At 62.7% G+C, this 23,793-nt stretch carries 21 protein-coding genes; 15 read left to right on the top strand and 6 right to left on the bottom strand.

The window, feature by feature from the left end:
* Window positions 1-50: 50 nt before the first annotated feature.
* Entirely contained in the window at window positions 51-2,480 is a 2,430-nt protein-coding gene (locus tag D7I37_RS20700; RefSeq protein ID WP_095100151.1) for a DUF3772 domain-containing protein, read from the top strand.
* 46 nt (window positions 2,481-2,526) lie between these two features.
* Here D7I37_RS20700 and D7I37_RS27095 read toward each other — a convergent pair whose 3' ends face one another.
* Window positions 2,527-2,703 carry a hypothetical protein gene (locus D7I37_RS27095; protein ID WP_165283116.1) on the bottom strand — a complete coding sequence of 59 codons (177 nt, stop codon included), beginning with the start codon at window positions 2,701-2,703 and terminating at the stop codon, window positions 2,527-2,529.
* 176 nt (window positions 2,704-2,879) lie between these two features.
* Here D7I37_RS27095 and D7I37_RS20695 point away from each other — a divergent pair, with 176 nt between their 5' ends.
* A complete protein-coding gene (locus D7I37_RS20695) occupies window positions 2,880-3,149 on the top strand; it encodes a PTS transporter subunit EIIB (RefSeq protein ID WP_129544275.1) in 270 nt (89 codons plus the stop codon).
* A gap of 22 nt (window positions 3,150-3,171) precedes the next feature.
* On the opposite strand, the gene D7I37_RS20690 is transcribed toward D7I37_RS20695, so the two are convergent.
* From D7I37_RS20690 to D7I37_RS20675, 4 genes are all read right to left on the bottom strand, one after another.
* Entirely contained in the window at window positions 3,172-4,548 is a 1,377-nt protein-coding gene (locus tag D7I37_RS20690) for an FAD-binding oxidoreductase (protein WP_165283115.1), read from the bottom strand.
* A gap of 22 nt (window positions 4,549-4,570) precedes the next feature.
* Window positions 4,571-5,428 (bottom strand): GNAT family N-acetyltransferase, encoded by an 858-nt coding sequence (locus D7I37_RS20685; protein WP_061795216.1) that lies wholly within the window; start codon window positions 5,426-5,428, stop codon window positions 4,571-4,573.
* Window positions 5,429-5,728: 300 nt separating this feature from the next.
* The gene (locus D7I37_RS20680; protein WP_129544272.1) at window positions 5,729-6,472 is read right to left on the bottom strand and encodes a bifunctional 2-polyprenyl-6-hydroxyphenol methylase/3-demethylubiquinol 3-O-methyltransferase UbiG; all 744 of its coding nucleotides are present in this window, start codon (window positions 6,470-6,472) and stop codon (window positions 5,729-5,731) included.
* Between the two features lie 182 nt (window positions 6,473-6,654).
* Entirely contained in the window at window positions 6,655-7,590 is a 936-nt protein-coding gene (locus D7I37_RS20675; protein WP_061795218.1) for a LysR family transcriptional regulator, read from the bottom strand.
* Window positions 7,591-7,713: 123 nt separating this feature from the next.
* On the opposite strand from D7I37_RS20675, the gene D7I37_RS20670 reads away from it, so the two are divergent.
* From D7I37_RS20670 to D7I37_RS20625, 10 genes are all read left to right on the top strand, one after another.
* Entirely contained in the window at window positions 7,714-8,979 is a 1,266-nt protein-coding gene (locus D7I37_RS20670; protein ID WP_095097656.1) for an ABC transporter substrate-binding protein, read from the top strand.
* Window positions 8,980-9,020: 41 nt separating this feature from the next.
* The gene (locus D7I37_RS20665) at window positions 9,021-10,013 is read left to right on the top strand and encodes a carbohydrate ABC transporter permease (RefSeq protein WP_061795220.1); all 993 of its coding nucleotides are present in this window, start codon (window positions 9,021-9,023) and stop codon (window positions 10,011-10,013) included.
* A complete protein-coding gene (locus D7I37_RS20660; RefSeq protein ID WP_129544271.1) occupies window positions 10,010-10,855 on the top strand; it encodes a carbohydrate ABC transporter permease in 846 nt (281 codons plus the stop codon). Before D7I37_RS20665 ends, D7I37_RS20660 begins: the two co-directional genes overlap by 4 nt.
* Window positions 10,856-10,886: 31 nt before the next feature.
* Complete coding sequence (locus D7I37_RS20655; RefSeq protein ID WP_129544270.1) at window positions 10,887-12,248, top strand: alpha-glucosidase; 1,362 nt, start codon at window positions 10,887-10,889, stop codon at window positions 12,246-12,248.
* A gap of 61 nt (window positions 12,249-12,309) precedes the next feature.
* Entirely contained in the window at window positions 12,310-13,425 is a 1,116-nt protein-coding gene (locus D7I37_RS20650; RefSeq protein WP_129544269.1) for an ABC transporter ATP-binding protein, read from the top strand.
* Window positions 13,426-13,441: 16 nt separating this feature from the next.
* Window positions 13,442-15,112: an alpha-glucosidase gene (locus D7I37_RS20645; protein WP_061795224.1), complete on the top strand. Its 1,671-nt coding sequence runs from the start codon at window positions 13,442-13,444 to the stop codon at window positions 15,110-15,112.
* Between the two features lie 272 nt (window positions 15,113-15,384).
* Window positions 15,385-15,738, top strand: a complete 354-nt coding sequence (locus tag D7I37_RS20640; RefSeq protein WP_061795227.1) for a DUF1428 domain-containing protein — start codon at window positions 15,385-15,387, stop codon at window positions 15,736-15,738.
* 12 nt (window positions 15,739-15,750) lie between these two features.
* Window positions 15,751-16,224, top strand: coding sequence for a VOC family protein (locus tag D7I37_RS20635; RefSeq protein ID WP_061795228.1), 474 nt, complete (start codon window positions 15,751-15,753; stop codon window positions 16,222-16,224).
* 30 nt (window positions 16,225-16,254) lie between these two features.
* Entirely contained in the window at window positions 16,255-16,941 is a 687-nt protein-coding gene (locus D7I37_RS20630) for a VIT family protein (protein ID WP_129544268.1), read from the top strand.
* Between the two features lie 116 nt (window positions 16,942-17,057).
* Window positions 17,058-18,395 carry a D-serine ammonia-lyase gene (locus D7I37_RS20625; RefSeq protein WP_129544267.1) on the top strand — a complete coding sequence of 446 codons (1,338 nt, stop codon included), beginning with the start codon at window positions 17,058-17,060 and terminating at the stop codon, window positions 18,393-18,395.
* Here the strand turns inward: D7I37_RS20625 and D7I37_RS20620 are convergent.
* A complete protein-coding gene (locus D7I37_RS20620; RefSeq protein WP_061795231.1) occupies window positions 18,389-19,216 on the bottom strand; it encodes an IclR family transcriptional regulator C-terminal domain-containing protein in 828 nt (275 codons plus the stop codon). The genes D7I37_RS20625 and D7I37_RS20620 overlap by 7 nt on opposite strands.
* 251 nt (window positions 19,217-19,467) lie before the next feature.
* Here D7I37_RS20620 and D7I37_RS20615 point away from each other — a divergent pair, with 251 nt between their 5' ends.
* The 3 genes from D7I37_RS20615 (at window position 19,468) to D7I37_RS20605 (ending at window position 23,695) form a co-directional block, all read left to right on the top strand.
* Window positions 19,468-20,829, top strand: a complete 1,362-nt coding sequence (locus tag D7I37_RS20615; protein ID WP_371415265.1) for an MFS transporter — start codon at window positions 19,468-19,470, stop codon at window positions 20,827-20,829.
* A gap of 324 nt (window positions 20,830-21,153) precedes the next feature.
* Window positions 21,154-22,506: an aromatic acid/H+ symport family MFS transporter gene (locus tag D7I37_RS20610; RefSeq protein WP_129544265.1), complete on the top strand. Its 1,353-nt coding sequence runs from the start codon at window positions 21,154-21,156 to the stop codon at window positions 22,504-22,506.
* 10 nt (window positions 22,507-22,516) lie between these two features.
* On the top strand, window positions 22,517-23,695 hold the full coding sequence (locus tag D7I37_RS20605; protein ID WP_061795234.1) for a 4-hydroxybenzoate 3-monooxygenase: 1,179 nt from the start codon (window positions 22,517-22,519) through the stop codon (window positions 23,693-23,695).
* Window positions 23,696-23,793: the final 98 nt, after the last annotated feature.

Genomic DNA, 23,793 nt, shown 5'->3' with positions numbered 1-23,793 from the left:
CGCTCCCGCCTGTTCGCCTGGCTTTCAGGTTAATGCTGAGCACTGAATTTATGTTAAAGCCCCGTCAACTCTTTTTTTGCCTGTTCCTGTTGTTCGGCCTGCAGGCGGCGCCGCTGGCCTTCGCCGCGGAGCAGGATGATGCCGCCGCCGCCGAGAGCGCGCCGATAGACAGCGCCACCCAGCTGAAAAACGCCCAAAAGCAGCTGGACAGCATCAAGCAGCAGGTGTCCAAAGCCAGCACCGATAACCAGCTCAGCAAACTGCGGCTGGCCACCGACGATCTCGCCGCCGGGTTGGACAAGCTGGCGACCGATCTGCAGCCGGCGCAGGAAAAGCTGCAGGCGCAGCTCGACGTGTTGGGGCCGCCGCCGGCCGCCGGCGCTCAGCCTGAAACACCGGCGGTGGTGCAGCAGCGCAACGCGCTCAACAACAGTAAAAAACAGTTGGACGACGCGGTGAAGCGCGCGCAGGCGATCCACACCGGCGCGCTCGATCTGGGGCAGCAAATTGGCGATCTGCGCCGGGTGGCGTTCAAAACCCAGCTGGCGTTGAATACCGGCAGCATTCTGGGCGCCAAGTTCTGGTCGCCGATCGCGCATCCCTCGGATGAAGACGCGCAGCGTTTGGCCCAGTTCAACGCCGAGATGAAAGGCGCCTGGGACGCCAGCTGGCAGGAGGAGTGGCGCTACGGCACGCTCGCCTTGCTGGCGCTGGCGGTGATCATCTGGTCCTGGGGCCGCTACTACTCCGAGCGTTTTTTGGCCTGGGTCAGCATTCGTTTTCTGCCGGACGGCCGCCTGCGCCGCAGCTTTATGGCCATCGCCACCGTGGCGCTCACCGTGATCACCACCGGCATCTCGTTGAATCTGCTGAATCAGATCTTCACCCGCGTGCAGCCGTTGCCGGTGATGCTGCAGGACTTTTCCGAAGGCTTTGGCAAACTGGCGATTTTTTGCGCGCTGATCGCCGGCCTGGGCCGCGCGGCGCTGTCGCTCAACCGACCTTCATGGCGCCTGGCGTCGCTGGATGACGCGGTGGCCACCGGCCTGCGCTACTTCTCGCCGCTGCTGGCCGCGCTGGCGTTGGCGTTCGGCACCATCGAGCTGATCAACAACGTGGTGAGCGCCAGCCTGAGCACCACCATTTTCGGCAACGGGTTGGTGGCCGGGCTTATCGGCATGGTGTTGCTGGCGATCCCGCTGCGCGCCCAGCGCATCCGCCGCCGGCTGGAGCAGCAGGGCGAACATATCGAAAAGCGTTCCACCCTCAGCGGCCTGGTGCATATGGCCACGCTGGCGTGTTCGCTGATCATTCTGCTTTCGCTGCTGGTCGGTTACATCGCCTTCGCCCGCTTCCTGACTTATCAGGTGATCTGGATCGTTCTGGTTCTGATGACCTTCTATTTTACCGTGCTGTTCGCCACCGACCTGTGCGCCGCCATCTTCTCGTCGCAGACCACCAGCGGCAAAACGCTGAAGAAATCGTTCAACTTTAAAGATCGCCATCTGGAACAGATGTCGATCATCACCACCGCGGTGGCCAAATGTACGTTGCTGCTGCTGACCATCGTCTCGCTGTTCAACGGCTCCTTCGGCACCACCACGCCGAATACGCTGCTGGAAAAGATCGCCGCCATCCTGACCGGCGAAGGGCTGGAAAAGCTGAACATCGTGCCAGGCAACCTGATCAACGCGTTGATTTGCCTGGCGATCGGCATCTATATCCTGCGGGTGACCCAGCGTTGGCTGAGCAATGAGCTGCTGCCGAAAACCATTTCGGACGTCGGCATCCGCGCCTCGCTGGTCACGCTGTTCAGCAACGTCGGCTATGTGCTGCTGATCCTGATCACGCTGGCGGCGCTGGGCATTCAGTGGAATAACCTGGCGTGGATCGTCAGCGCCCTGTCGGTGGGTATCGGTTTCGGCCTGCAGGAGATTGTGAAAAACTTCATTTCCGGCCTGATCCTGCTGACCGAACGGCCGGTGAAGGTAGGGGATATGATCGGCATCGGCGGCGTGGAGGGCGATGTGCGCCGCATCAACGTGCGCGCCACCGAAATCCAGCTCAGCGACCGTTCGACCATGATCGTGCCGAATTCGCAGCTGATCTCGCAGAACGTGCGCAACGCCACCATGGGCAATGCCCAGGGCGTGGTCACCATTGCGCTGACGTTCCCGACCGACATCGACCCGGAGCAGGTGCGCAATATTCTGCTGAGCGCCTACAACGACTACGAGGCCATTCTGGACGCGCCGGCGCCTTACGTGCGCTTCAGCCAGCTGGGGCCGGAAGGCATTATCCTCAGCGTGACCGGCTACGTCCCCAGTCCGCGCATGGTCGGCGCCACCAAGAGCGAGCTGCTGTTCAATATCCTCAAACTGCTGCGCGCAGAACGCGTCAGCATGTCCAGCCCGCAGGAAGTGGTGTTTATGAAGCAGCAGGCGAAAAGCCTGGCCAATGAAGAGGAACAGTCTTCGTAATCTTCAGCACGCCATCGGGCCGCACTCTGCGGCCCGATGTGTTTCTCTAGTGCATCGACGGCACCACCGATTGCGAACAGTCGCTGTTGGCGCTGGCGGCGGAATTGGTGCAGGTATGCGGATCGTTGGTCGGCGGCGGCGGCGGCACGTCTTGCGGCCCGCCTCTGCCGCCGATACAGCCGGAAAGCAGCAACGTCAACAGCACGGGGATCATCGCTTTCATTTCACTCTCCTCCGGTGTGATAACTCCGTTAAGTATATGCGCTGAAAGGCGGCGGCACCGCCGCGGCGTGCGGTATAGACCGGGTCTATATCCGGCGCGTTGAAATCAATTTCACAACGGGATTGCGCGGCCCTATGCTGCAGCGGCGTATTAACCGGTTTTCAGGAGGCGACAAGATGGAAGAGCAACCGCAGGCGGCAAGGGTGCTGGCGGCGTTCGGCGGCGCGGACAACCTGACGCGGCTGCGCTACTGCGCCAGCCGCGTCAGGGCGGAGCTGCGCGACGGCGGGCGACTGGATCGCCAGGAAATGGCGCGGGTGGGCGGCATCAAGGCGGTGCTGGAGGTGGAAACACCGCAGCGCACCACCGAGTATCAGCTGGTGGTGGGGCCGGGCAACGCCCGGCCGCTGTATCAGGCGCTGATCGCGTTGAGCGGTGAGAAATAATCCCGCACCGAACGCGGCGCCGTTATGACTCGCGCTGCAGCAGCCGAACGTCGGCGAACACCCCGTGCGGATCATGGTCCAGGCGCAGTTGGCCGAGGCGCCGCCAGTTCTCGGGTGCGAAACAGCGCTGGATCTGGCCGGAACGCGCCTCGAGATCGAACTCGTTGATATAGCAGCCGCAGGAAAGCGGCTGCAGTTGATCATAGAGTTTGTGCAGCCAGCGGCGATGCTGTTCATCGCTGCCGGCGTCGTTCCATTGCAGATAGGTCGACACGAAGAATCGCCCGGTGACGGAATAGGCCGCATCGGGGAAATGCTGCTCACCGCGCCACACCAGCAGCGTGATGCCGTTTGGCGAGGGCTGCTGCGGCAATAATTCATCCAGCACCCCTTTAACCTGATGTATGGCGTTGGTGATGATGTTATCGCTGCGAAAACGGCGGTTTATCAGCATGCCTTCTCCCTGTTGAAAAATCTCCTCAAAGCCGCCGTGCGGATTTTCAAGCAGCGGCGTGACGGCGCTGCGGGGCAGCTGCTGAATAAATTCCCGCTGGAGAGCGGCGCTTTCCTCCTCGCTGTCGGTGAAGGCGAGGGTGTTCAAGATGATATTGTGCGGCTGGCCGGGCTGCGGCGGCGTGAGCGCCACCATTATCTGCAGGCGAGCGTCCCAGGCGCGCCCGTCGATCGCTTCCAGCAGCGGGCCCAGTTGGCCGTACGGCAGTTGGTAAAGATGGTTGGCGATGGCCCGCGGCAGCGGATGGCATTTGAGGTAAAAGCTCACCACCACAAAAAACGCGGCGGGACCGGCGCCGCGCGCCGCCCAAAACAGGTCCGGCTCCTCATGGCGACTGACGCGACGCAGCTGCCCGTCGGCGGTGATCAGGTCCAGCGCTTCAATGTTGAAAACGCTCATGCCGCCCCAGGCGGCGGAGTTGATCCCCATGCCGCCGCCCAGCAGAAATCCGCTGAGCGCCACGTTGCCGCCGTGGCCGGTGGGAAAGGCCAGCCCATGGGGCATCAGGGCAGCGCTCAGCTCACGGGCGGTGACGCCCGGCCCGATGCGCACGCGGGCGGCCTCGGGATCGACCTCAAGCTCATTCAACGCGGAAATATCCAAGAGAATGCCGTTGCTGCGCAGGAAACAGCCGCCGTAGCTGTGCCCGCCGGCGCGCACGCTGACGGCGTGCCGGTGCCGGCCGGCGAAACGCAGGGTTTCCGCAACGTCTTCAGCGGACTGGGCGCGCACGATCATTTCCGGCGCTCGGCCAAAGTCGCGCTGGTTCCAGGCGGATTGTCGCAGCCATCCGGCATATTCCGCGTGGTAGCGTGAGCGCACGCGGCCCGACAGCTGGTGAACAAAACGCCGATGATCATCGGCGCAACAGGTGTTATCTGTCATACACAGCTCCTGTAAGGCAGGGTTAAAGGCGGAAAGCCGGGGCATCGAGCCGTTCGCTGGTCACGGTATACAAACGCTCGGGCTGCAGCCCCAAACGGGTTTTGATCTTGGCGTTGAGCCGGCCGGCCTCGAGCCGCGCCAATCCCCGGTCAAACGCGTAGCGATACGCGTTGGCGAAGGCGAGCGTATAGGGGCTGAAATCAATGCGATCGTAACGCATGCCGGCGGACCACAGATGCAGCGTATCCTGCTGCTGGAAGCACACCATGCCGGCAACCAGCTCGCCCTCCAGCTCGATAAGATTCAGCCGGATCAGGTCGCCGCACAGGCGGCTAAAGCGGGCCAGCGGGGCCGAGGGAAAATAATGGGGCGTTCCATGGCGCGCGGTGGTTTGCTGGCAGAGTTCGGCGAGCTGCTCCAGCCGCCGATCGAAAGGCGGCGCCAGCATCGACAGCGTCGCCTTGCCGGCGTCGAATTTGCGCAGCTGTCGCCGCATTTCATTGCGCCCGTCGTAGGGCAATTTCTCGATAAAGTGGTCAAAATCGCGGTACTCGGTCAGCTCGGCGTACCAGCGATCCAGCATGAAGTTGACGTTTAGCCCCAGCGCGCCGGCGTGCTGCAGCAGAAAGGGGTCCTGCACGTTCAGCAGGCCAAAATAGCTGGCGCCCTGCGCAACGGCCAATTCGCGCAGGCGGCTGAACAGCGCGTCGTGCAACGCCAGCGAAGCCTGGCGGCTGGGGATGGTGCTGTCGAAGCAATGCATGATGTGGCTGAAAAGCCCGTAGTCCGCGCCGCGATTGTGCAGGCCGGCGTTTTCCGCCAATATCTGGAACGGATCGACCACGCTCAAATCCTGCAGGTACACCGGCAGCACCGCCATCAACTGGCCATGGCTGCGGGCAGTCAGGTAAAAAGTCTTTCTGACTGTTAATAAAGGCGATTGCTCCGCGGCAATGAGAAAACGCCAGTCATAAAACAAAGTCCCATTACGATGATGGTGAAATTGGCAATATTCGGATTCAGATAGCTGATTAAGCGATGAGAATACTTCAATCTTTATTTCCATTTATCCCCCGTGATTATTGCGATAACAACATCCCCTGGGGTATAGGCGATAAAATCGATCAAATATAAATATTTAGATATAATGGAATTGCATTATGGGTGAGTCTATTAAACGCTAATGGCTTCCATGATAATAACTGTCCACCAGCATGGTGTGCGGTCGCTGAAGATAGGCATCCAGCGATGGCGAGGCGCTCGCCGGGTTTGGCGGGTGGGGCGCATGCCATTGGATCTCGGACAGCCCGGATTGTTGCAGGGTGCGCGTCAGGGTCTCACGCGACCAGTACCAGGCGGTGATATCGACATGCCGATCGCCAACCGGCAGGTGCAGGTGAACTTCGCTGCCTTCCTGATGCGGCGTCGCGGTGGTCAGCCGGAAGCCATAGGGCGCATAGTAGTCGGCCTGCGGCGCGTAGGCCGGGTTCAGCGGCAGCGTGAGCAGGCGGCCCCCCGGGCGCAGCAAGGCGACCATGCTGCGAACCATGGCGCTCAGCTGCGCGCGCGTTGCCGCATAGGGCAAGACATAGACGCCGAGCACCAGATCAAACTGCGACTCGAACCCGCGGAGATCGCTGGCGTATTCGATGCCTCGCCGCTCCTGCGCTTCACGCTCGAGAGCGTAATGCAGCATGCCGCCGGCGACGTCATAACCGACCACCCGTTCAGCGCCTTTCGCCTTCAGCAATCGCGAGTAATGGCCGGAACCGCAGCCGAAATCCAAAATGCGCAATCCGCAAAGGTCACCCAGCCGCGTTAATACCGCAGGTATTTCTATTTCCTTGCGAAATGGCCAGTTGGCCATGTCCTCATACAGGGGCGCCAATGAATCAAATTGCGGTTCATGATTATTTTCACTCATAGGATTATTTCTATCCGCCATATATTCGGTAAAATAATTTATAGACAACGAATAAAAAAACCACAAATAAATAATGACGCTTTACACAGCGGAATTCGGTAGGTTTGAATTATTTGATTGGTTAATAATATTATTTGCCAATCAAATTTTAGCGGCGCGCGCGGGCGGGTCGATACGGTTATCTAGCGCAACAGCGGGCGGATCTGCTCCAGGTGCTGGCGCATTAATTCCTGCATTTGCACCACATGGGGCGCATCCGCCTTTTCACGCATCAGGTAGATGCCGACGGTGCAGCGCGGGCTTTCCTGGTTCATTTGCAGCGGCACGATGCCGTAATCGGCAAAATACCCCGCCATGCAGCTGGGGTAGGCCAGCATCACCGCGTCGGAATCGTTGACCATATCCACCGCCGACATCATCGAGTTGGTGGAACAGATCACCCGTTCCGCCAGGTGCAGGCGATTGCGCGCCAGCCGTTTCGGCTGCATGTCTTCCACCATGTGCTGATAGCGGGTCTCATCCGGCGTCAGCTCCACGCAGGGATAGTCCAGCAGCGCATCCGGCGTCACCACCCGGTCGAGCAGCGGATGCCCGCGGCGTACGAACATGCTGTCGGTGGTGCCGAACAGCGGCAGGAAGCTGATGCCCGCCTTGGGGTTAAGCCCCTGGATCTCGTGGCCGATAAACAGATCGATGTCGCCCCCCAGCAGCAGGTCCATCAACCGCAGATGGTTGCCCAGATCGATATGAATATTCACCGTCGGGTGCAGCCTGCGGTAAGCGTTGAAGCTGTCGCGCACGAACATGTACCACCAGGCGTGGCCGGTGCCCATGCGCAGGCTCTGTTCCTGGCGCGCCTTGATGAACGCCAGCTTGAGCAGCGTGTTGTCGTAAATGCGCTGCATCATCTGCGCCTGCTCCAGCAGCAGATCGCCGTACTCGGTGGTGTTTACCCCGGTCGACGTGCGTTCCAGCAGCTGCACCCCCAGCGTCTCTTCCAGCTTTTTCATGTTGTGGGTCAGCGTCGGCTGGCTCAGGCACAGCTTGTTTGCCGCATGACTCACATTTTTGAACATTGCCACTTCGATAAACTGCCGCAGAATTTTGTCCACGATCATATTTTCCGCTGGTGATATAGAAAGTTTCTATATCGTAGCGGTGAAAAACAATTTCCGCCAATGACCCCGCTTCGATAGCTTGCTCCTATGCCGGCGCTGCCCGCCGCCACCTGAGAGGAAGCCATGAGAAGAATCATCCCGAATCTGGTTGCCGCCGCGCTGGCGCTGACGTCCGGCCAGGCGCTGGCCGATACGCTGCGCATGGAGTGCGCGCCCAGCAAGGAAGGGCGCCAGTTCTGCAACGACGTCAAGCAGCGCTTCGAGGCCCAGACCGGGCATACCCTGGAGTTTATCGATCTGCCGCGCGCCTCGGACGAAAAGCTGTCGCTGTTCCAGCAGCTGTTCGCGGCCAAGGATGCCGGCGCCATCGATCTGTTTCAGGCCGATACCGTGTGGATCGGCGTGCTGAACAAGCACCTGCTGGATTTGACCGACCGGGTTGGCGACATTCGCCAGGACTTTTTCCCCGCCGCCTGGCAAAACAACGTGGTCAATGGCCGCGTCAAGGCGGTGCCGGCCTACCTGGATACCGGCGCGCTCTATTACCGCAAGGACCTGCTGGAAAAGTACGGCGAACGGCCGCCGGTCACCTGGGCCGATCTGACCCGCATCGCCACCCGCATTCAGCAGCAGGAGCGCCAGGCGGGCCGCAAAAATTTTTGGGGGCTGGTATTTCAGGGCAAGTCTTATGAAGGGCTGACCTGCAACGCGCTGGAGTGGGTGGCCTCGCAGAACGGCGGCGGCTTTATCGACGCCGCCGGCAACGTCACCGTTAACAACCCGCAGGCGGCCCGGGCGCTGGACATGGCCGCCGGCTGGATCGGCAAGATAGCCCCGCGCGGCGCGCTGGGCTACATGGAGGAGGAGTCGCGCGCGTTGTTCCAGAATGGCGATGCGCTGTTTATGCGCAACTGGCCTTACGCCTACGTGCTGGCGCAGGACAACAGCAGCGCGATCAAAGGCAAGGTGGGCGTGATGCCGCTGCCTAAAGGGGCCGACGGCGCCTCGGTCAGCGCGCTGGGCGGCTGGCAGTGGGCCATCAGCGCCTACACCAAAAATCCGCAGGCGGCGATCGCGCTGCTGAAGATCGTCAGCGACGCCGAATCGCAAAAAAAGGCGCTGGCGCTGATGGGCTGGGCGCCGTCGCGCGTCGCGCTGTACGACGATCCGCAGGTGCTGGCGCAGGCGCCGTATCTGGCGGACTTCAAGGGCATTTTCACGCAGGCGATGCCGCGTCCGGCCACCCAGACCAAGCGGCAATACGCGCAGGTCTCCAAGGCTATCTACAACGCCACCTACAACGTGCTGCGCGGCGACAGTGACGGCGTCACTGCGGTGGCGGATCTCCAGCAGCGTTTAGAACGCATCAAGGCCAGAGGATGGCGCTGAAGGCAGTGACAATCCCCCATTAACGGTTCGGAGTCCGATGCATGAAGCAAGAAACGCAGTCCCTATCCCTGGCGGCGACGCCGAGCCAGGACGCGGCGCGCTCGGCGAAGCGCGGCAAGCTCAATCACCGGCAGCGCCGCAGCCGCATCGCCTGGCTGCTGGTGGCGCCGGCGATGCTGTTGCTGGCGGCGGCGGCGGGCTGGCCGCTGCTGCGCACGCTGTTCTACAGCTTTACCGACGCCATGCTCGATGCGCCGGACGACTACCGCTTCGTCGGCCTGGCCAATTATCTGGATCTGGCCGACGGTGGCCGGCGTTACGGCGTATTGGCCGATCCGCTGTGGTGGCTGGCGGTCGGCAACACGCTGCGCTTCAGCCTGATGTCGGTCTCGCTGGAGCTGGTGTTCGGCATGCTGCTGGCGCTGCTGATGAACCAGAAGTTTCGCGGCCAGGGGCTGGTGCGCACCGCCATTCTGGTGCCCTGGGCGATACCGACCATCGTGTCCGCCAAGATGTGGGGCTGGATGTTCCACGATCAGTACGGCGTGGTGAACGATTTGCTGCTGAAAACCGGCATCATCAGCGCGCCGCTGGCCTGGGTGGCGGAGCCCGGGCTGTCGATGTGGGCGGTGGTGATCGCCGACGTCTGGAAAACCACGCCCTTTATGGCGCTGATGCTGCTGGCCGCGCTGCAATTGATCCCCGGCGACCTGTATGAAGCGGCACGGGTGGATGGCGCCAACGCCTGGCAGCGTTTCCGCCGCATCACGCTGCCGCTGATCATGCCGGCGATGATCGTCGCGTTGATTTTCCGGGTGATGGACGCGCTGCGGGTGTTCGACCTGATTTACGTGCTGACCTCCAACAGCGAGGCCACGGTCTCGGTGTCCGGCTATGCCCGCGATCGCCTGGTGAGCTATCAGGAAATGGGCTCCGGCTCCGCCGCCTCGGTGCTGGTGTTCATGATGGTGGCCGGCATCGCCGCCTGTTTCCTGATGCTGGGCCGCCTGAACGACAAGGAGAAGAGATCATGAAACTGAACCGACGGCAGCAAAAATTCGGCCAGCGGTCGCTGATTTTCGCCGGCGCCGCGCTGGCCGGCGTCATCTGCCTGTTCCCGTTCTACTACGCGCTGATCACCTCGCTGCGTTCGGGGCAGGACCTGTTCCAGGTGGCCTATCTGCCCAGCGGCCTGCATTGGGGCAACTACGTTACGGCGCTGATGGACAACGGCATCGCCCGCAGCCTGCTTAATTCGATAGCGGTCGCCACGCTGACGGTCGGGCTGTGCCTGCTGGTGTCGATCACCGCGGCTTTCGCCCTGGCGCGCATCGGCTTTCGCGGCCGCAAATACCTGCTGTTCACCATCCTGTGCGTATCGATGTTCCCGCAGGTGGCGGTGCTGTCGGGGATGTTCGAACTGGTGCGCTTTATGGGGCTGTATGACTCGCTCGGCGCGCTGGTGCTGTCTTACACCACCTTTTCGCTGCCGTTCACCGTCTGGGTGCTGACCACCTTTATGAAGTCGATCCCGGTCGAGCTGGAAGAGGCGGCGATCGTCGACGGCGCCGGCACCTGGACCATCATCAGCCGCATCTTCGCGCCGATCATGGGGCCGTCGCTGGTGACCACCGGGCTGCTGGCGTTTATCGGCGCCTGGAATGAATTCATGTTCGCCCTGACGTTCGTCATTTCCAGCGGCAAACGCACCGTGCCGGTGGCGATCGGCATGCTGCAGGGCGCCTCTCAGTTTGAACTTCCCTGGGGCACCATCATGGCGGCCTCGGTGATCGTCACGCTGCCGATCATTGCGCTGGTGCTGATTTTCCAGCGGCGCATCGTCAGCGGATTAACCCATGGCGCCGTTAAAGGCTGATTTTCGATTAACCACAAGCAGGAGACAGGCAATGGCTACAAAAATCGTTTTAGTGGGGGCGGGCAGCGCGCAGTTCGGTTACGGCACGCTGGGCGACATCTTCCAGAGCAAGACGCTGTACGGCAGCGAAATCGTGCTGCACGACATCAACCCGGCCGCGCTGGCGGTAACCGAAAAAACCGCCCGTGAATTCCTGGCGGCGGAGGATCTGCCGTTTACCGTCAGCGCCACCACCGATCGGCCAACCGCGCTGCGCGGCGCGGAATTCGTCATCATTTCCATCGAAGTGGGCGACCGTTTCGCGCTGTGGGACCTCGACTGGCAGATCCCGCAGCAGTACGGCATTCAGCAGGTCTATGGCGAGAACGGCGGCCCAGGCGGCCTGTTCCACTCGCTGCGCATCATCCCGCCGATCCTCGACATCTGCGCCGACGTGGCCGACATTTGCCCGGATGCCTGGGTGTTCAACTATTCCAACCCGATGAGCCGCATCTGCACCACCGTGCATCGCCGCTTCCCACAGCTGAACTTTGTCGGCATGTGCCACGAAATCGCCTCGCTGGAACGCTATCTGCCGGAAATGCTCGGCACGTCGTTCGAGAATCTGAACCTGCGCGCGGGCGGCCTTAACCACTTCAGCGTGCTGCTTGAAGCGCGTTACAAAGACAGCGGCAAGGACGCCTACGGCGACGTGCGCGCCAAAGCGCCGGACTATTTCTCCCGTTTGCCTGGCTACAGCGACATCCTGACCTACACCCGCAACCACGGCAAACTGCTGGAGACCGAAGGCAGCACCGAGCGCGATGCGCTGGGCGGCAAGGATAGCGCCTATCCCTGGGCGGACCGCACGCTGTTCAAAGAGATCCTGGAGAAGTTCCATCACCTGCCAATCACCGGCGACAGCCACTTCGGCGAATACATCCGCTGGGCCAGCGAAGTCAGCGACCATCGCGGCATCCTCGATTTCTACACCTTCTACCGCAACTACCTGGGGCAGGTGCAGCCGAAGATCGAACTGAAGCTGAAGGAGCGGGTGGTGCCGATCATGGAAGGGATCCTCGGCGATTCCGGCTATGAAGAGTCGGCGGTCAATATTCCGAACCGCGGCTTTATCAAGCAGCTGCCGGAATTCATCGCCGTCGAGGTGCCGGCGACCGTCGACAAGCGGGGCGTGCACGGCATCAGGGTCGATATGCCGGCCGGCATCGGCGGGCTGCTGAGCAACCAGATCGCCATTCACGATCTGACCGCCGACGCGGTGCTGGAGGGCTCGCGCGATCTGGTGATCCAGGCGCTGCTGGTGGATTCGGTCAACGATAAATGCCGCGCTATTCCGGAGCTGGTCGACGTGATGATTTCGCGCCAGAGCCCGTGGCTCGACTATCTGAAATAAGCCGCGCGGCGGGGCGTCTTGCGCCCCGCCTGGGATGAATCATCGTCAATTCGGAGGGGATATGGCGCAATTAACGCTGGAAAAACTGCAAAAACGCTACGGCGCTCATGCCGAGGTGATAAGGTCGCTGGATCTGCAGATCAACAGCGGCGAGTTCGTGGTGATCGTCGGGCCTTCCGGCTGCGGCAAGTCGACGCTGCTGCGGATGATCGCCGGGCTGGAGGAAATCAGCGGCGGCGGCATGTATATCGACGGCAACTACGTCAATGACGATACCCCGGCGGAACGCGGCATCGGCATGGTGTTCCAATCCTATGCGCTGTACCCGCACATGAGCGTTTATCAGAACATGGCGTTTGCCCTGGAGCTGGCGGGCCATGCGAAGGCGGATATCGATCGGCGGGTGCGTGAATGCGCGCGGGCGCTGCAGCTGGAGCCGCTGCTGACGCGTCGGCCGAAAGATTTGTCCGGCGGCCAGCGGCAGCGGGTGGCGATTGGCCGCGCCATCGTGCGCGAACCCAAGCTGTTTCTGTTCGACGAGCCGCTGTCCAACCTCGATGCGTCGCTGCGGGTGCAGATGCGCATGGAGGTGGCGGCGCTGCACCAGCGGCTGGGATCGACCATCGTTTACGTCACCCACGATCAGGTAGAGGCGATGACGCTGGCCGACCGCATCGTGGTGCTCAACAAAGGGCATATCGAACAGGTGGGCACGCCGCTGGAGCTGTACGATCGGCCGGCCAACGAATTCGTCGCCCAGTTTATCGGCTCGCCGAAGATGAACCTGATCCCGGCCATTCTGCTCCGCGCCGGCGAGCGGCAAAGCGTGGTGGAGTTGGACAACGGCAAGGCGTTGCTGCTGCCGATCGCCACCCCGGCGGCGGCCGAAGGCCAGAGCGTCAACGTCGGCATTCGCCCGGAGCATATCCGCGGCGGCGATCCCGGGCAGTGCGAATATCAGGGGGAGGTGATGTTCGTCGAGCATATGGGCAACGAAACCTATCTGTATCTGGACAACGGCAACGCCGGCGAACCCTGGGTGGTGCGGCAGCCGGAGCGTTCGGTCATTCGGGCCGGCGATCCGCTGGGGGTGCGCCTGCCGGTGGATTGCTGCTACCTGTTCGATCGTCAGGGGCGGGCTTTCCCGCGCATTCTGGCATCGTCACAGACGCATTAACGGAGGCAAGCGCACGATGAGCGGCGAAACGGCGCGATGGTGGAAAGAGGCGGTGGTCTATCAGATCTACCCGCGCAGCTTTATGGACTCCAACGGCGATGGCATCGGCGATCTGAACGGCATTGCCGACCGGCTGGATTATCTGCAGCGGCTGGGCGTCGACGTGCTTTGGATCTGCCCGATGTACCGATCGCCCAATGACGATAACGGCTACGACATCAGCGACTACCAGGCGATCATGACGGAGTTCGGCAGCATGGCGGATTTTGACCGCCTGCTGGCCGAGACGCACGCCCGCGGCATGCGGTTGATCCTGGATCTGGTGGTGAATCACACCTCGGACGAACATCCGTGGTTTATCGAATCCCGATCGTCGAAATCCAGCGCCAAACGCGACTGGTATATCTGGCGCGACGGCAAAAACGGCGCCGAACCCAACAACTGGGAAAGCATCTTCAACGGCTCGGCCTGGAAATACCACCCCGGCAGCGAGCAGTATTTCCTGCACCTGTTCTCCGAACGCCAGCCGGATCTCAACTGGGAAAACCCCGAGGTGCGCGCGGCGCTGTACGACATGATGCGCTGGTGGCTGGACAAGGGCATCGACGGCTTTCGCATCGACGCCATCTGCCATATGAAAAAACAGCCGGGCCTGAGCGACCTGCCCAACCCGCAGGGATTGCGCCATGTGCCGTCGTTCGAGCGCCACCTCAACTACCCGGGCCTGCTGGATTACGTCGATGACATGTGCCGACAGGTGTTTAACCGCTACGACATCATGACGGTCGGCGAGATGAACGGCGCCTCGGCGGAGCAGGGCGAGGACTGGGTGGGCGAACGGCACGGCCGGCTGAACATGATTTTCCAGTTCGAACACGTCAAGCTGTGGGAAACCGGGCACCGACGTTCGCCGGGCGCCGGGCTGGACGTGATGGGGCTGAAACACATCTTCACCCGCTGGCAAACGCTGCTGGAGGGCAAGGGCTGGAACGCGCTGTACGTCGAAAACCATGACATTCCGCGCGTGGTATCCGCATGGGGCGACGACGGGCGCTACTGGCGGGAAAGCGCCACCGCCATCGCCGCGCTGTATTTTCTGATGCAGGGCACCCCTTTTATCTATCAGGGGCAGGAGCTGGGCATGACCAACACCCGCTTCGCCGGTCTGAACGACTTCGACGACGTGGCGGCGCGCAATCGTGCGGCGCAGCTGCGTGAGCGGGGCATGGACGAGGCGCAGATCCTGGCGTTTCTCAGCCGCAGCGGGCGCGATAACGCGCGCACGCCGATGCAGTGGAGCGACGGACCGCACGCCGGTTTCAGCCGCGCGCAGCCCTGGTTTGCCGTCAACCCGAATTACCGGACAATCAACGCGGCGCGCCAGCTTGACGAAGCCGACTCGGTGTTCAACTTCTACCGGGCGCTGATCCGGCTGCGCAAGGCCACGCCGGCGCTGGTGTATGGCCGCTATCAGCTGCAGCTGGCCGAGCACCCGCATATCTACGCCTACACCCGCAGCCTGAACGACCAACGGTGGCTGGTGCTGTGCAACCTCAGCGCGCAGGAGCTGCAGGTCGATCCGCATCGGCTGGCATTGGCGCGCTGGCGGCCGCGGTTGGGCAACTATCCGCAGGGCGGCGAGCCGCAGCGGCTGCGGCCTTTCGAGGCGCGGGTGTACCGGGCATAAGCCCGGCCAGCCATCGCCGGGTTAATGCGACAGGATCACCGGCTGGTCCGGAATGCGGGTAAACTTCCGGATCAGCCGATGGTAATCGGCGGTGTACAAGGCGAAAAACGCCGGCCGCAACCAGGTCGCCACGCCGGAATCCTTCCCCTTGATTTACAGCGACATCTAATCCCCCCCGGCGCGCCTCGGCCACGACGTCTAAAATGGTAAGGGGCATCGGCATCTCGCCGGCGCCTGACCGACGGTCTTTCTCGGACAAGAGGAACCTGAAGATGAGCTATGTAGACGGTTTTGTCGTGGCGGTACCGGCCGCCAATAAGGAGGCGTACCATCAGCTGGCCGCGGCCGCCGCGCCGCTGTTCAAGGAGTTCGGCGCCACGCGCGTGGTGGAGTGTTGGGGCGACGACGTGCCCGACGGCAAACTCACCGACTTTCGCGGCGCGGTGAAGGCCGAAGCCGGGGAAGTGGTGGTGTTCAGCTGGATTGAGTATCCCTCCAAAGCGGTGCGCGACGCCGCTAACCAAAAGATGATGAACGATCCGCGCATGAAAGCCTTTGGCGAGCAGATGCCGTTCGACGGGAAGCGGATGATCTTCGGCGGCTTTGCGCCGATACTCGACGAATAGCGGGGGGATCCGATGACCAAAATTACCCAACATCTGTGGTTCGAAAAGGACATGGACGGGGCGTTGAACCTGTATGTCTCTCTGATCCCCGGTTCATCGGTGACCTGGCGCTCGGTGCTGCTGGCGGATACGCCGAGCGGCCCGTCCGGCAGCGTTAAAATGGCGTCGTTCACGCTCGGCGATCAGCGCTATGCGGCGTTTGAGGCCGGCCAGATGGAGCCGTTCAACCACAGTTTCTCGGTGATGGTTGAATGCGACGATCAGGCGGAAATCGATCGGCTGTGGGCCGGGCTGAGCGAAGGCGGCAAGATAGAACAATGCGGCTGGCTGCGCGACCGCTGGGGGCTGTACTGGCAGATTATCCCCAAGCGGTTGACCGAGCTGATGAACGATAGCGACGACGCCAGAGTCAGGCGAGTCACCGAAGCGATGCTGCAGATGGTGAAAATCGACATCGCCGGGCTGGAAGCGGCGGCGCGCGGGTAACGGCGCCCATGCCGCGAGGGAAGGGAACCGATGCATAAAGAGCGGCACAGCATGGCGCGCATAGGCTGGCTTCGGGCTGCGGTGCTCGGCGCCAACGACGGGATTGTCTCGACGGCCAGCTTATTGCTCGGCGTGGCGGCGGCCAATGCGTCGCACGCCGCGCTGACCATCGCCGGCATCGCCGGGTTGGTGGCGGGCGCGATGTCGATGGCCACCGGCGAGTATGTCTCCGTGTCTTCGCAGGCGGATACCGAAAAGGCCGCGCTGGCGGAAGAGCAATCGGAGCTGCTCAGCGATTACCCGGGCGAGTCGCGCGAATTGACGGCGATCTACGTGCACCGCGGGTTGGATCCGGCGCTGGCCAGGCAGGTGGCCGAAAAGCTGATGGCGCACGACGCCCTGGCGGCGCACGCCCGCGATGAGCTGGGGATTTCCGCCATCACCCGCGCCCGGCCGCTGCAGGCCGCGCTGGCTTCGGCCCTGAGTTTTTCCGTCGGCGCGTTGCTGCCCCTGCTGGTGACGCTGCTGGCGCCCGCGCTTTACGCCCGGCCGGCGATCGTGCTGTCCGCCCTGATTTCGCTGGGCATTCTCGGCGGCGTCGCCGCCAAAACCGGCGGCGCCCCGGTGCTGCCCGGTATCGCGCGCATCCTGATCTGGAGCGCGCTGGCGATGGCGGTGGCTTCCGGCGTCGGCATGCTGTTTGGCGGCCTGTCCTGACGGGTTGCCGGCGCTTGCATCAATCTGCTGCATGTTAAGCTTAGTTTTTATCATTTGTCAGCCGGCGGCGTTAACGGCATGTTATTGCGCACCGGCACTCACGACAGGGAAACCCGATGCAAGAAACCGAGATTCAGCAACTGGTGGCGCGGCACCCGCTGCTGCAGCAAATGGCGGCGCTGCAGCCCGTTACCTGGTTCAACCCGCGCGCGACCACGCTGCAGGCCGGGCTGCCCTACGTCGGGCTGAGCGCGAAGGATGTGGCCGACGCGGAGCGGCGCCTGGCGCGTTTCGCCCCTTACCTGAGTGCGGCGTTTCCAGAGACGCGGGCCGCCAATGGGATGATCGAATCGCCGCTGGTCGCCATTCCCGCCATGCAACAGGCGCTGGATCTGCGTTACGGCCTGGCGCTGCGCGGCCGCCTGTGGCTGAAGAAGGACAGCCACCTGCCGATCTCCGGCTCCATCAAGGCGCGCGGCGGCATTTATGAAGTGTTGGCGCATGCGGAAAAGCTGGCGCTGGAGGCCGGGCTGCTGACCTTGACCGACGACTACGCCACGCTGTTTTCGGCGCCGTTGCGCGAGTTTTTCAGCCGGTATCGCATCGCCGTCGGCTCCACCGGCAACCTGGGGTTGTCGATCGGTATCATCAGCGCCCGGCTGGGCTTTGACGTCAGCGTGCACATGTCGGCGGACGCCCGCGAATGGAAAAAGCAACAGCTGCGCGACAACGGCGTAACGGTGGTGGAATACGCCGAAGATTATGGCGTGGCCGTCGAGCAGGGGCGGCGGCAGGCGGCGGACGATCCGCGCTGTTTCTTTATCGACGATGAAAACTCGCGAACCCTGTTTCTCGGCTATGCGGTGGCCGGTGGCCGGCTGAAGCGGCAGTTCGACCTGCAGGGCATTCGGGTGGATGCGCAACACCCGCTGTTCGTCTATTTGCCGTGCGGCGTGGGCGGCGGGCCGGGCGGCGTGGCCTTTGGGCTGAAACTGGCGTTCGGCGATCACGTCCACTGCATCTTCGCCGAGCCGACGCACTCGCCCTGCATGCTGCTCGGCGTTTACAGCGGGCTGCATGACGGCATCGCGGTGCAGGATCTCGGCATCGATAACCACACCGCGGCGGACGGGCTGGCGGTCGGCCGCGCCTCCGGTTTCGTCGGCCGGGCGATGGAGCGCCTGCTCAGCGCCTTTTACACTCTCGACGACGGCGAGATGTTCGCGCTGCTGGGGCTGTTGGATCGGCAGGAAGGCATCCGGCTGGAGCCTTCGGCGCTGGCCGGCATGGCGGGCCCCTGGCGGCTGGCGGCCGATCATGCCTGGTTGCGCGAACGCGGGCTGAGCGCAGAACGCATGGCGCAGGCGACCCATCTGGTATGGGCGACCGGCGGCGGCATGGTGCCGGAGGCGGAGATGGCGAAATACCTCGCCGCCGCGCGCGCCACTCAGTGAGCCAGCAGTGACAGCTCCTGCGCGCTTTCCCGCAGGATGGGCAGAATGCGCCCGGTCAGTTCGCTGACCGGGACCTGTCCCGCCTGCACGCCGACGTTCAGCGCCGCGGCGACGCCGCCGTTGGCGTCGGCGATCGGCACCGCTATCGAGCGCAGGCCGATTTCCAGCTCCTGATCGTTGATGGCGTAGCCCTGCGCCCGCACCCGCCCCAGCTCTTCGCGCAGCTTTTCGATCGAACCGACGGTGTGTCGGGTATAGCGCACCAGCGTCAGGCGCTGGAGGTAATCCTCGCGTTTCTCAGGCGGCAAATGGCTCAGCAGCACGCGGCCCATCGAGGTGGCGAACGCCGGCAGGCGGCTGCCGATGTTCAGATCGATGGTCATGATGCGTTCGCTGGAGGCGCGGGCGATATACAAGATATTGTCGCCGTCCAGCGTGGCGATGGAGCAGGACTCGTTCAGCACCTGGCTGATGTGCTTCAGTACCGGCTGGGTGGTTTTGGCCAACGGCGTGGAGCCCAGGTAAGCGTGCGCCAGCGCCAGAATGCGCGGCCGCAGCTCAAAATTCTTGCCGTCCTGCGCGTAGACGAACCCCAGCTTGTTGAGCGTATACAGGCAGCGGCGCACCGCCGCGCGCGGAATGCCGGTCTTTTGGCTGATCTGCGAGATCGACATCAGGCGCCGCTGTGGGGTAAACGCCTGGATCACCTCCAGCCCGCGCGCCAGCGAGGCCATAAAGTTGGGATCGCCTTTGAAAGGATCGCCGCTGACGGCGGATACCGGCAGGCCCTCAGCGCTTTCCGGTGAAGAAGTCTCGGTCATTACGGGCTCCTGAAACGTTATTTTCCGCCGGTTATGGACGAACTTTCCCGTCACGTACCGCGGCTATGCGCTTTAATGCAGCGTTTTATATTACCTATCCCGCCGGAGTCACTATTTTTCCATGAAATAAAACGTACCGGTGGGTTCGATTGGCAACTCGATTATAGTAGACCCCCGTTGCCGACTCGCCTGATGACTCATGATAGTCGCGCATCTTGCAGGACCGCTCAAATCTATGGAGGAGAATGCGTATTGTGGCTGCCAATGAAATTGACGTTCGCTCGCTGATTAACGATCGCCCGCTGGGCGGCTATCAAAAACTGATCGTTTTGCTGGGTTTTTGGGTTATCGCGCTGGACGGTTTCGACATTACGCTGATGGGGTTTATCGCGCCGGAGCTGAAGAGCGGGTGGGGCCTGAGCAGCGCCCAACTGGGCATGGTGATCAGCGCCGCGCTGGTCGGTTTGGCGATCGGCGCGCTGTTGGCCGGGCCGCTGGCGGATTGGCTGGGGCGCAGGATGATCATCATCAACAGCGTATTTTTCTTTGGCCTGTGGACGCTGTTCACCGCGCTGTCGCACAACGTCGAGCAGATGGCGTTCTTTCGCTTTATGACCGGCCTGGGGCTGGGGGCGGCGATGCTGAACGTCGGCACGCTGATCTCGGAATACGCGCCGGAAAAGAAACGCTCGTTCATCATCACCCTGGTGTTTTGCGGCTTCACCTTCGGCGCCGCGCTGGGCGGTTTCGCCGCGTCGTGGATCATTCCGCAGTGGGGGTGGCACGCGCTGTTGATCCTCGGCGGCGTGTTGCCTCTGCTGAGCGTGCCGTTGCTGCTGGCCCGGCTGCCGGAGTCGGTGAGGTTTCTGGTCAGCAAGCGCGCCAGCGCCGCGCGCATCGGCAAAATCGTCGAGAGGCTGGCGCCGGGCAGCACCCGCGCCGACACCCGCTATACCTTGCCGCCGGCGGCGGCGCCCGGCAAAGGCGCGGTGCAGATTGTGGTCTCGCGTCAATATCTGTTCGGCAGCCTGATGCTGTGGCTGAGCTATTTTATGGCGCTGTTTCTGGTGTATCTGCTGGGCAGCTGGTTGCCGACGCTGGTCAAGGGCATCGGCCTGAGCGTGGCGCAGGCGGCGGTGATCACCGCGCTGTATCAGGCGGGCGGCACTTTCGGCTCGCTGTTTGCCGGCTGGTTGATGGACCGCACCAATCCGCACCGTGCGCTGGGCGTGATCTATGTGCTTGGGGCCTGCCTGACGCTGGCCATCGGGCTCGCCGCACACAGCGGCTGGCTGCTCGGCGCACTGGCGCTGGCCTGCGGCTTTTGCCTCAACGGCGCCAACACCGGCATGAATGCGCTGTCCGCCCGCTATTATCCCACCGAGGCGCGCGCCACCGGCTCCAGCTGGATGCACGGCGTCGGGCGCATCGGCGCCATTCTCAGCGCTTTCGCCGGGGCGCAAATGCTGGCGCTGGGCTGGGGGTTTGAGCAAATCTTCGCCATCCTCGCCGTTCCGGCGCTGATCACCGCCGGCGCCGTTTTTATCAAGGGACTGTGGGGATACGACCGCCAGGCCCGCCCGGTGGGCGTTGGGGCGGCCAAGGGCGCATAAGGCAGCGGGGCCGGCCAACGGCCGGTCCTGACGCCATGCGTAAATGTATCGGCAGTGTTAATTGACTCACAGAAAATACACCCTGAATTCCCCGCCAAAATCTCCTATTGCGCTGATAAAAAATAACTTTAACAAATCTCTGCGCTTTTTCGTTCGGTTATCGCACGGTTATTAATTTAACAATATTGAAACTTTTTGGCGGCAATGCTTTGATCGGGTCAGTCGATTAACGAACCATGTTCCGATAATCGCACAGTATGCGATGGCCCCGCCGGGCTATCGCCGGCCGTTCCCACCACGCCGTGCCAACCCAGGAAGCGTGCTATGTCTCAACACAACGTAGAAATTCAGTCGTTCATCGACGACCACCCGTTCTCCCGCTATCAATGGCTGATTTTGGCGCTGTGCTTTCTCACCGTCGCGCTGGATGGTTTCGACACCGCCATCATCGGCTTTATCGCCACGTCGCTGGTGCAGGACTGGGGAATAGAAAAAACCGCGCTGGGCCCGGTGATGAGCGCGGCCCTGGTGGGGCTGGCGGTGGGGGCGTTGAGCGCCGGCCCGCTGGCGGATCGCATCGGCCGCAAAAAGGTGCTGGTGCTGTCGCTGGCGCTGTTCGGCGGCTTCAGCCTGTTGACCGCCTTCGCCACCTCGCTCTCGGCCCTGACGCTGCTGCGCTTCCTGACCGGTCTCGGGCTGGGCGCGGCGATGCCGAACGCCGCCACCCTGATGGCGGAATATGCGCCGCAGCGGCGGCGCGCGCTGCTGGTGAATCTGATGTTTTGCGGTTTTCCGCTGGGCTCCTCGATGGGCGGTTTCGTTTCCGCCTGGCTGATCCCGCACTTCGGCTGGCAGAGCGTGATGGTGCTGGGCGGGGTGATGCCGCTGCTGCTGGCGCTGGTGCTGATCGCGGCGCTGCCGGAGTCTGCGCGCTTTATGGTGGTGCGCGGCTACCCGGCCGAGCGCATCGCCGCCGTGTTGCGGCGCATTGCGCCGCTCAATCTCGGCCAGCCGGTGCGCTTCACGCTCACTGAAAGCGGCCAGGTCAAGGCCCGATCGGCGCTGGGCGTGATCTTCTCCCGCCGCTATCTGCTGGGCACGCTGATGCTGTGCCTGACCTATTTTATGGGTCTGATGATCTTTTACCTGCTCACCAGCTGGCTGCCGCTGCTGATCCGCGAAACCGGCGCCTCCATTCGCCAGGCATCGCTGATTACCGCCTTGTTCCCGCTGGGCGGCGGCATCGGCGTGCTGATTATCGGCTGGCTGATGGACCGGATGGATCCGCACAAGGTGGTGGCGGTGGGGTATCTGCTGACCGGCGCCTTCGTGTGCGCCATCGGCTACGTCTACAGCCATCCGCTGCTGATGGCGGCGACGGTGTTTATCGCCGGCACCTGCATGAACGGCGCGCAATCCTCCATGCCGGCGCTGGCCGCCGGATTTTACCCGACCCAGGGCCGAGCGACCGGCGTCGCCTGGATGCTCGGCCTCGGGCGCTTCGGCGGCATCCTCGGCGCCATGAGCGGCGGGGTGCTGATGCAGATGCAGCTGTCGTTCAGCACCATTTTCACCCTGCTGGCGATCCCGGCGCTGGTCGCCGCGCTGGCGCTGATGGTCAAGCATTTTTCCACCCGGGCTTCGGCGCTGCCGGGCTCGTTCAATAAAGCGTTATAAGGAGATGGCAATGCGCACACAGGTTGCGATTATCGGCGCCGGCCCGGCCGGGCTCATGTTGTCCCACCTGCTGCACCTGCAGGGGATTGAATCGGTGGTGCTGGAAACGCGCAGCCGCCAGGCGGTGGAGTCGACCATCCGCGCCGGCGTGCTGGAACAGGGCACCGTCGATCTGCTTGACCAGACCGGCCTCGGCGAGCGCATGCGGCGCGAGGGCGCCCGGCATCAGGGCATCCGGCTGGCGTTTGACGGCCGGCAGCACCGCATCGACCTGACCGAACTGACCGACCGCGCCATCACCGTCTATGCGCAGCACGAGGTGCTGAAAGACCTGATCGCCGCCCGCCTGGCGGCTCAGGGGCAGCTTTATTTCGGGGTGGAGCAGGTAGCGCTGCGGGCGTTGGATAGCGACCGCCCGCAGGTGCATTACCGAATTGACGGCGCGGCGCAGCGGATCGACTGCGATTTCGTCATCGGCTGCGACGGCTTTCACGGCATCAGCCGGGCGGCGATGCCCGGCGGCCTGCGCCAGGACTATACCCGGGTTTATCCTTTCGGCTGGTTCGGCATTCTGGTTGAGGCGCCGCCATCCAGCGATGAGCTGATCTATGCCCGCCACGCGCGCGGTTTTGCGTTGATCAGCACCCGTTCAACCGGCGTGCAGCGCATGTATTTCCAATGCGATCCGGCGGAACGGGTCGAGCAATGGTCGGACGACCGCATCTGGCACGAGCTGGCCACCCGGCTGGAAAATCACGACGGCTGGTCGTTGAAACAGGGGCGCATTTTCCAGAAAAACGTGGTGGGCATGCGCAGCTTCGTCACCGAGCCGATGCGCTGCAAGCGCTTGCTGCTGGCGGGCGACGCGGCGCATATCGTGCCGCCGACCGGCGCCAAAGGGCTGAACCTGGCGATGGCCGACGTTTGCCTGCTGGCCCAGGCGCTGGAGAGCCTCTATCGCCGCCGCAGCTGGCGCCGGTTGGACGACTACAGCGATCGGGCGCTGCAGCGGGTGTGGCGCGCCGAGCATTTCTCCTGGTGGATGACCAACATGCTGCATACCCGCCGGGACAGCAGCCCGTTCCAGCACCGGCTGCAGCTCTCCGAACTGCAATATACGGTGAAATCGCGCAGCGCCATGACGATGCTGGCGGAAAACTACGTCGGCGCGCCGTTTCCGCTGATGTAGGGAAAAAATATCGGCAATGTTTCGATTATCGCCCAAGGTAGCGTTTATCGAAGTTGACGCTGCCTTGGGCGGCGCGCCATCATCGAAAAATCGCCCAT

Origin of the sequence: Serratia sp. 1D1416 (genome assembly GCF_003641105.1) — a bacterium.
Classification (GTDB): domain Bacteria; phylum Pseudomonadota; class Gammaproteobacteria; order Enterobacterales; family Enterobacteriaceae; genus Serratia; species Serratia ficaria.
This window is presented reverse-complemented; position numbering and strand designations above follow the sequence as displayed.

What these genes read in the sequence shown, in the direction of transcription:
- D7I37_RS20700 (WP_095100151.1), top strand. Translation starts at nt 51, where the DNA reads ATGTTAAAGCCCCGTCAACTCTTTTTTTGCCTGTTCCTGTTGTTCGGC.
- D7I37_RS27095 (WP_165283116.1), bottom strand. Translation starts at nt 2,703, where the DNA reads ATGAAAGCGATGATCCCCGTGCTGTTGACGTTGCTGCTTTCCGGCTGT.
- D7I37_RS20695 (WP_129544275.1), top strand. Translation starts at nt 2,880, where the DNA reads ATGGAAGAGCAACCGCAGGCGGCAAGGGTGCTGGCGGCGTTCGGCGGC.
- D7I37_RS20690 (WP_165283115.1), bottom strand. Translation starts at nt 4,548, where the DNA reads ATGACAGATAACACCTGTTGCGCCGATGATCATCGGCGTTTTGTTCAC.
- D7I37_RS20685 (WP_061795216.1), bottom strand. Translation starts at nt 5,428, where the DNA reads ATGGCGGTGCTGCCGGTGTACCTGCAGGATTTGAGCGTGGTCGATCCG.
- D7I37_RS20680 (WP_129544272.1), bottom strand. Translation starts at nt 6,472, where the DNA reads ATGAGTGAAAATAATCATGAACCGCAATTTGATTCATTGGCGCCCCTG.
- D7I37_RS20675 (WP_061795218.1), bottom strand. Translation starts at nt 7,590, where the DNA reads ATGATCGTGGACAAAATTCTGCGGCAGTTTATCGAAGTGGCAATGTTC.
- D7I37_RS20670 (WP_095097656.1), top strand. Translation starts at nt 7,714, where the DNA reads ATGAGAAGAATCATCCCGAATCTGGTTGCCGCCGCGCTGGCGCTGACG.
- D7I37_RS20665 (WP_061795220.1), top strand. Translation starts at nt 9,021, where the DNA reads ATGAAGCAAGAAACGCAGTCCCTATCCCTGGCGGCGACGCCGAGCCAG.
- D7I37_RS20660 (WP_129544271.1), top strand. Translation starts at nt 10,010, where the DNA reads ATGAAACTGAACCGACGGCAGCAAAAATTCGGCCAGCGGTCGCTGATT.
- D7I37_RS20655 (WP_129544270.1), top strand. Translation starts at nt 10,887, where the DNA reads ATGGCTACAAAAATCGTTTTAGTGGGGGCGGGCAGCGCGCAGTTCGGT.
- D7I37_RS20650 (WP_129544269.1), top strand. Translation starts at nt 12,310, where the DNA reads ATGGCGCAATTAACGCTGGAAAAACTGCAAAAACGCTACGGCGCTCAT.
- D7I37_RS20645 (WP_061795224.1), top strand. Translation starts at nt 13,442, where the DNA reads ATGAGCGGCGAAACGGCGCGATGGTGGAAAGAGGCGGTGGTCTATCAG.
- D7I37_RS20640 (WP_061795227.1), top strand. Translation starts at nt 15,385, where the DNA reads ATGAGCTATGTAGACGGTTTTGTCGTGGCGGTACCGGCCGCCAATAAG.
- D7I37_RS20635 (WP_061795228.1), top strand. Translation starts at nt 15,751, where the DNA reads ATGACCAAAATTACCCAACATCTGTGGTTCGAAAAGGACATGGACGGG.
- D7I37_RS20630 (WP_129544268.1), top strand. Translation starts at nt 16,255, where the DNA reads ATGCATAAAGAGCGGCACAGCATGGCGCGCATAGGCTGGCTTCGGGCT.
- D7I37_RS20625 (WP_129544267.1), top strand. Translation starts at nt 17,058, where the DNA reads ATGCAAGAAACCGAGATTCAGCAACTGGTGGCGCGGCACCCGCTGCTG.
- D7I37_RS20620 (WP_061795231.1), bottom strand. Translation starts at nt 19,216, where the DNA reads ATGACCGAGACTTCTTCACCGGAAAGCGCTGAGGGCCTGCCGGTATCC.
- D7I37_RS20610 (WP_129544265.1), top strand. Translation starts at nt 21,154, where the DNA reads ATGTCTCAACACAACGTAGAAATTCAGTCGTTCATCGACGACCACCCG.
- D7I37_RS20605 (WP_061795234.1), top strand. Translation starts at nt 22,517, where the DNA reads ATGCGCACACAGGTTGCGATTATCGGCGCCGGCCCGGCCGGGCTCATG.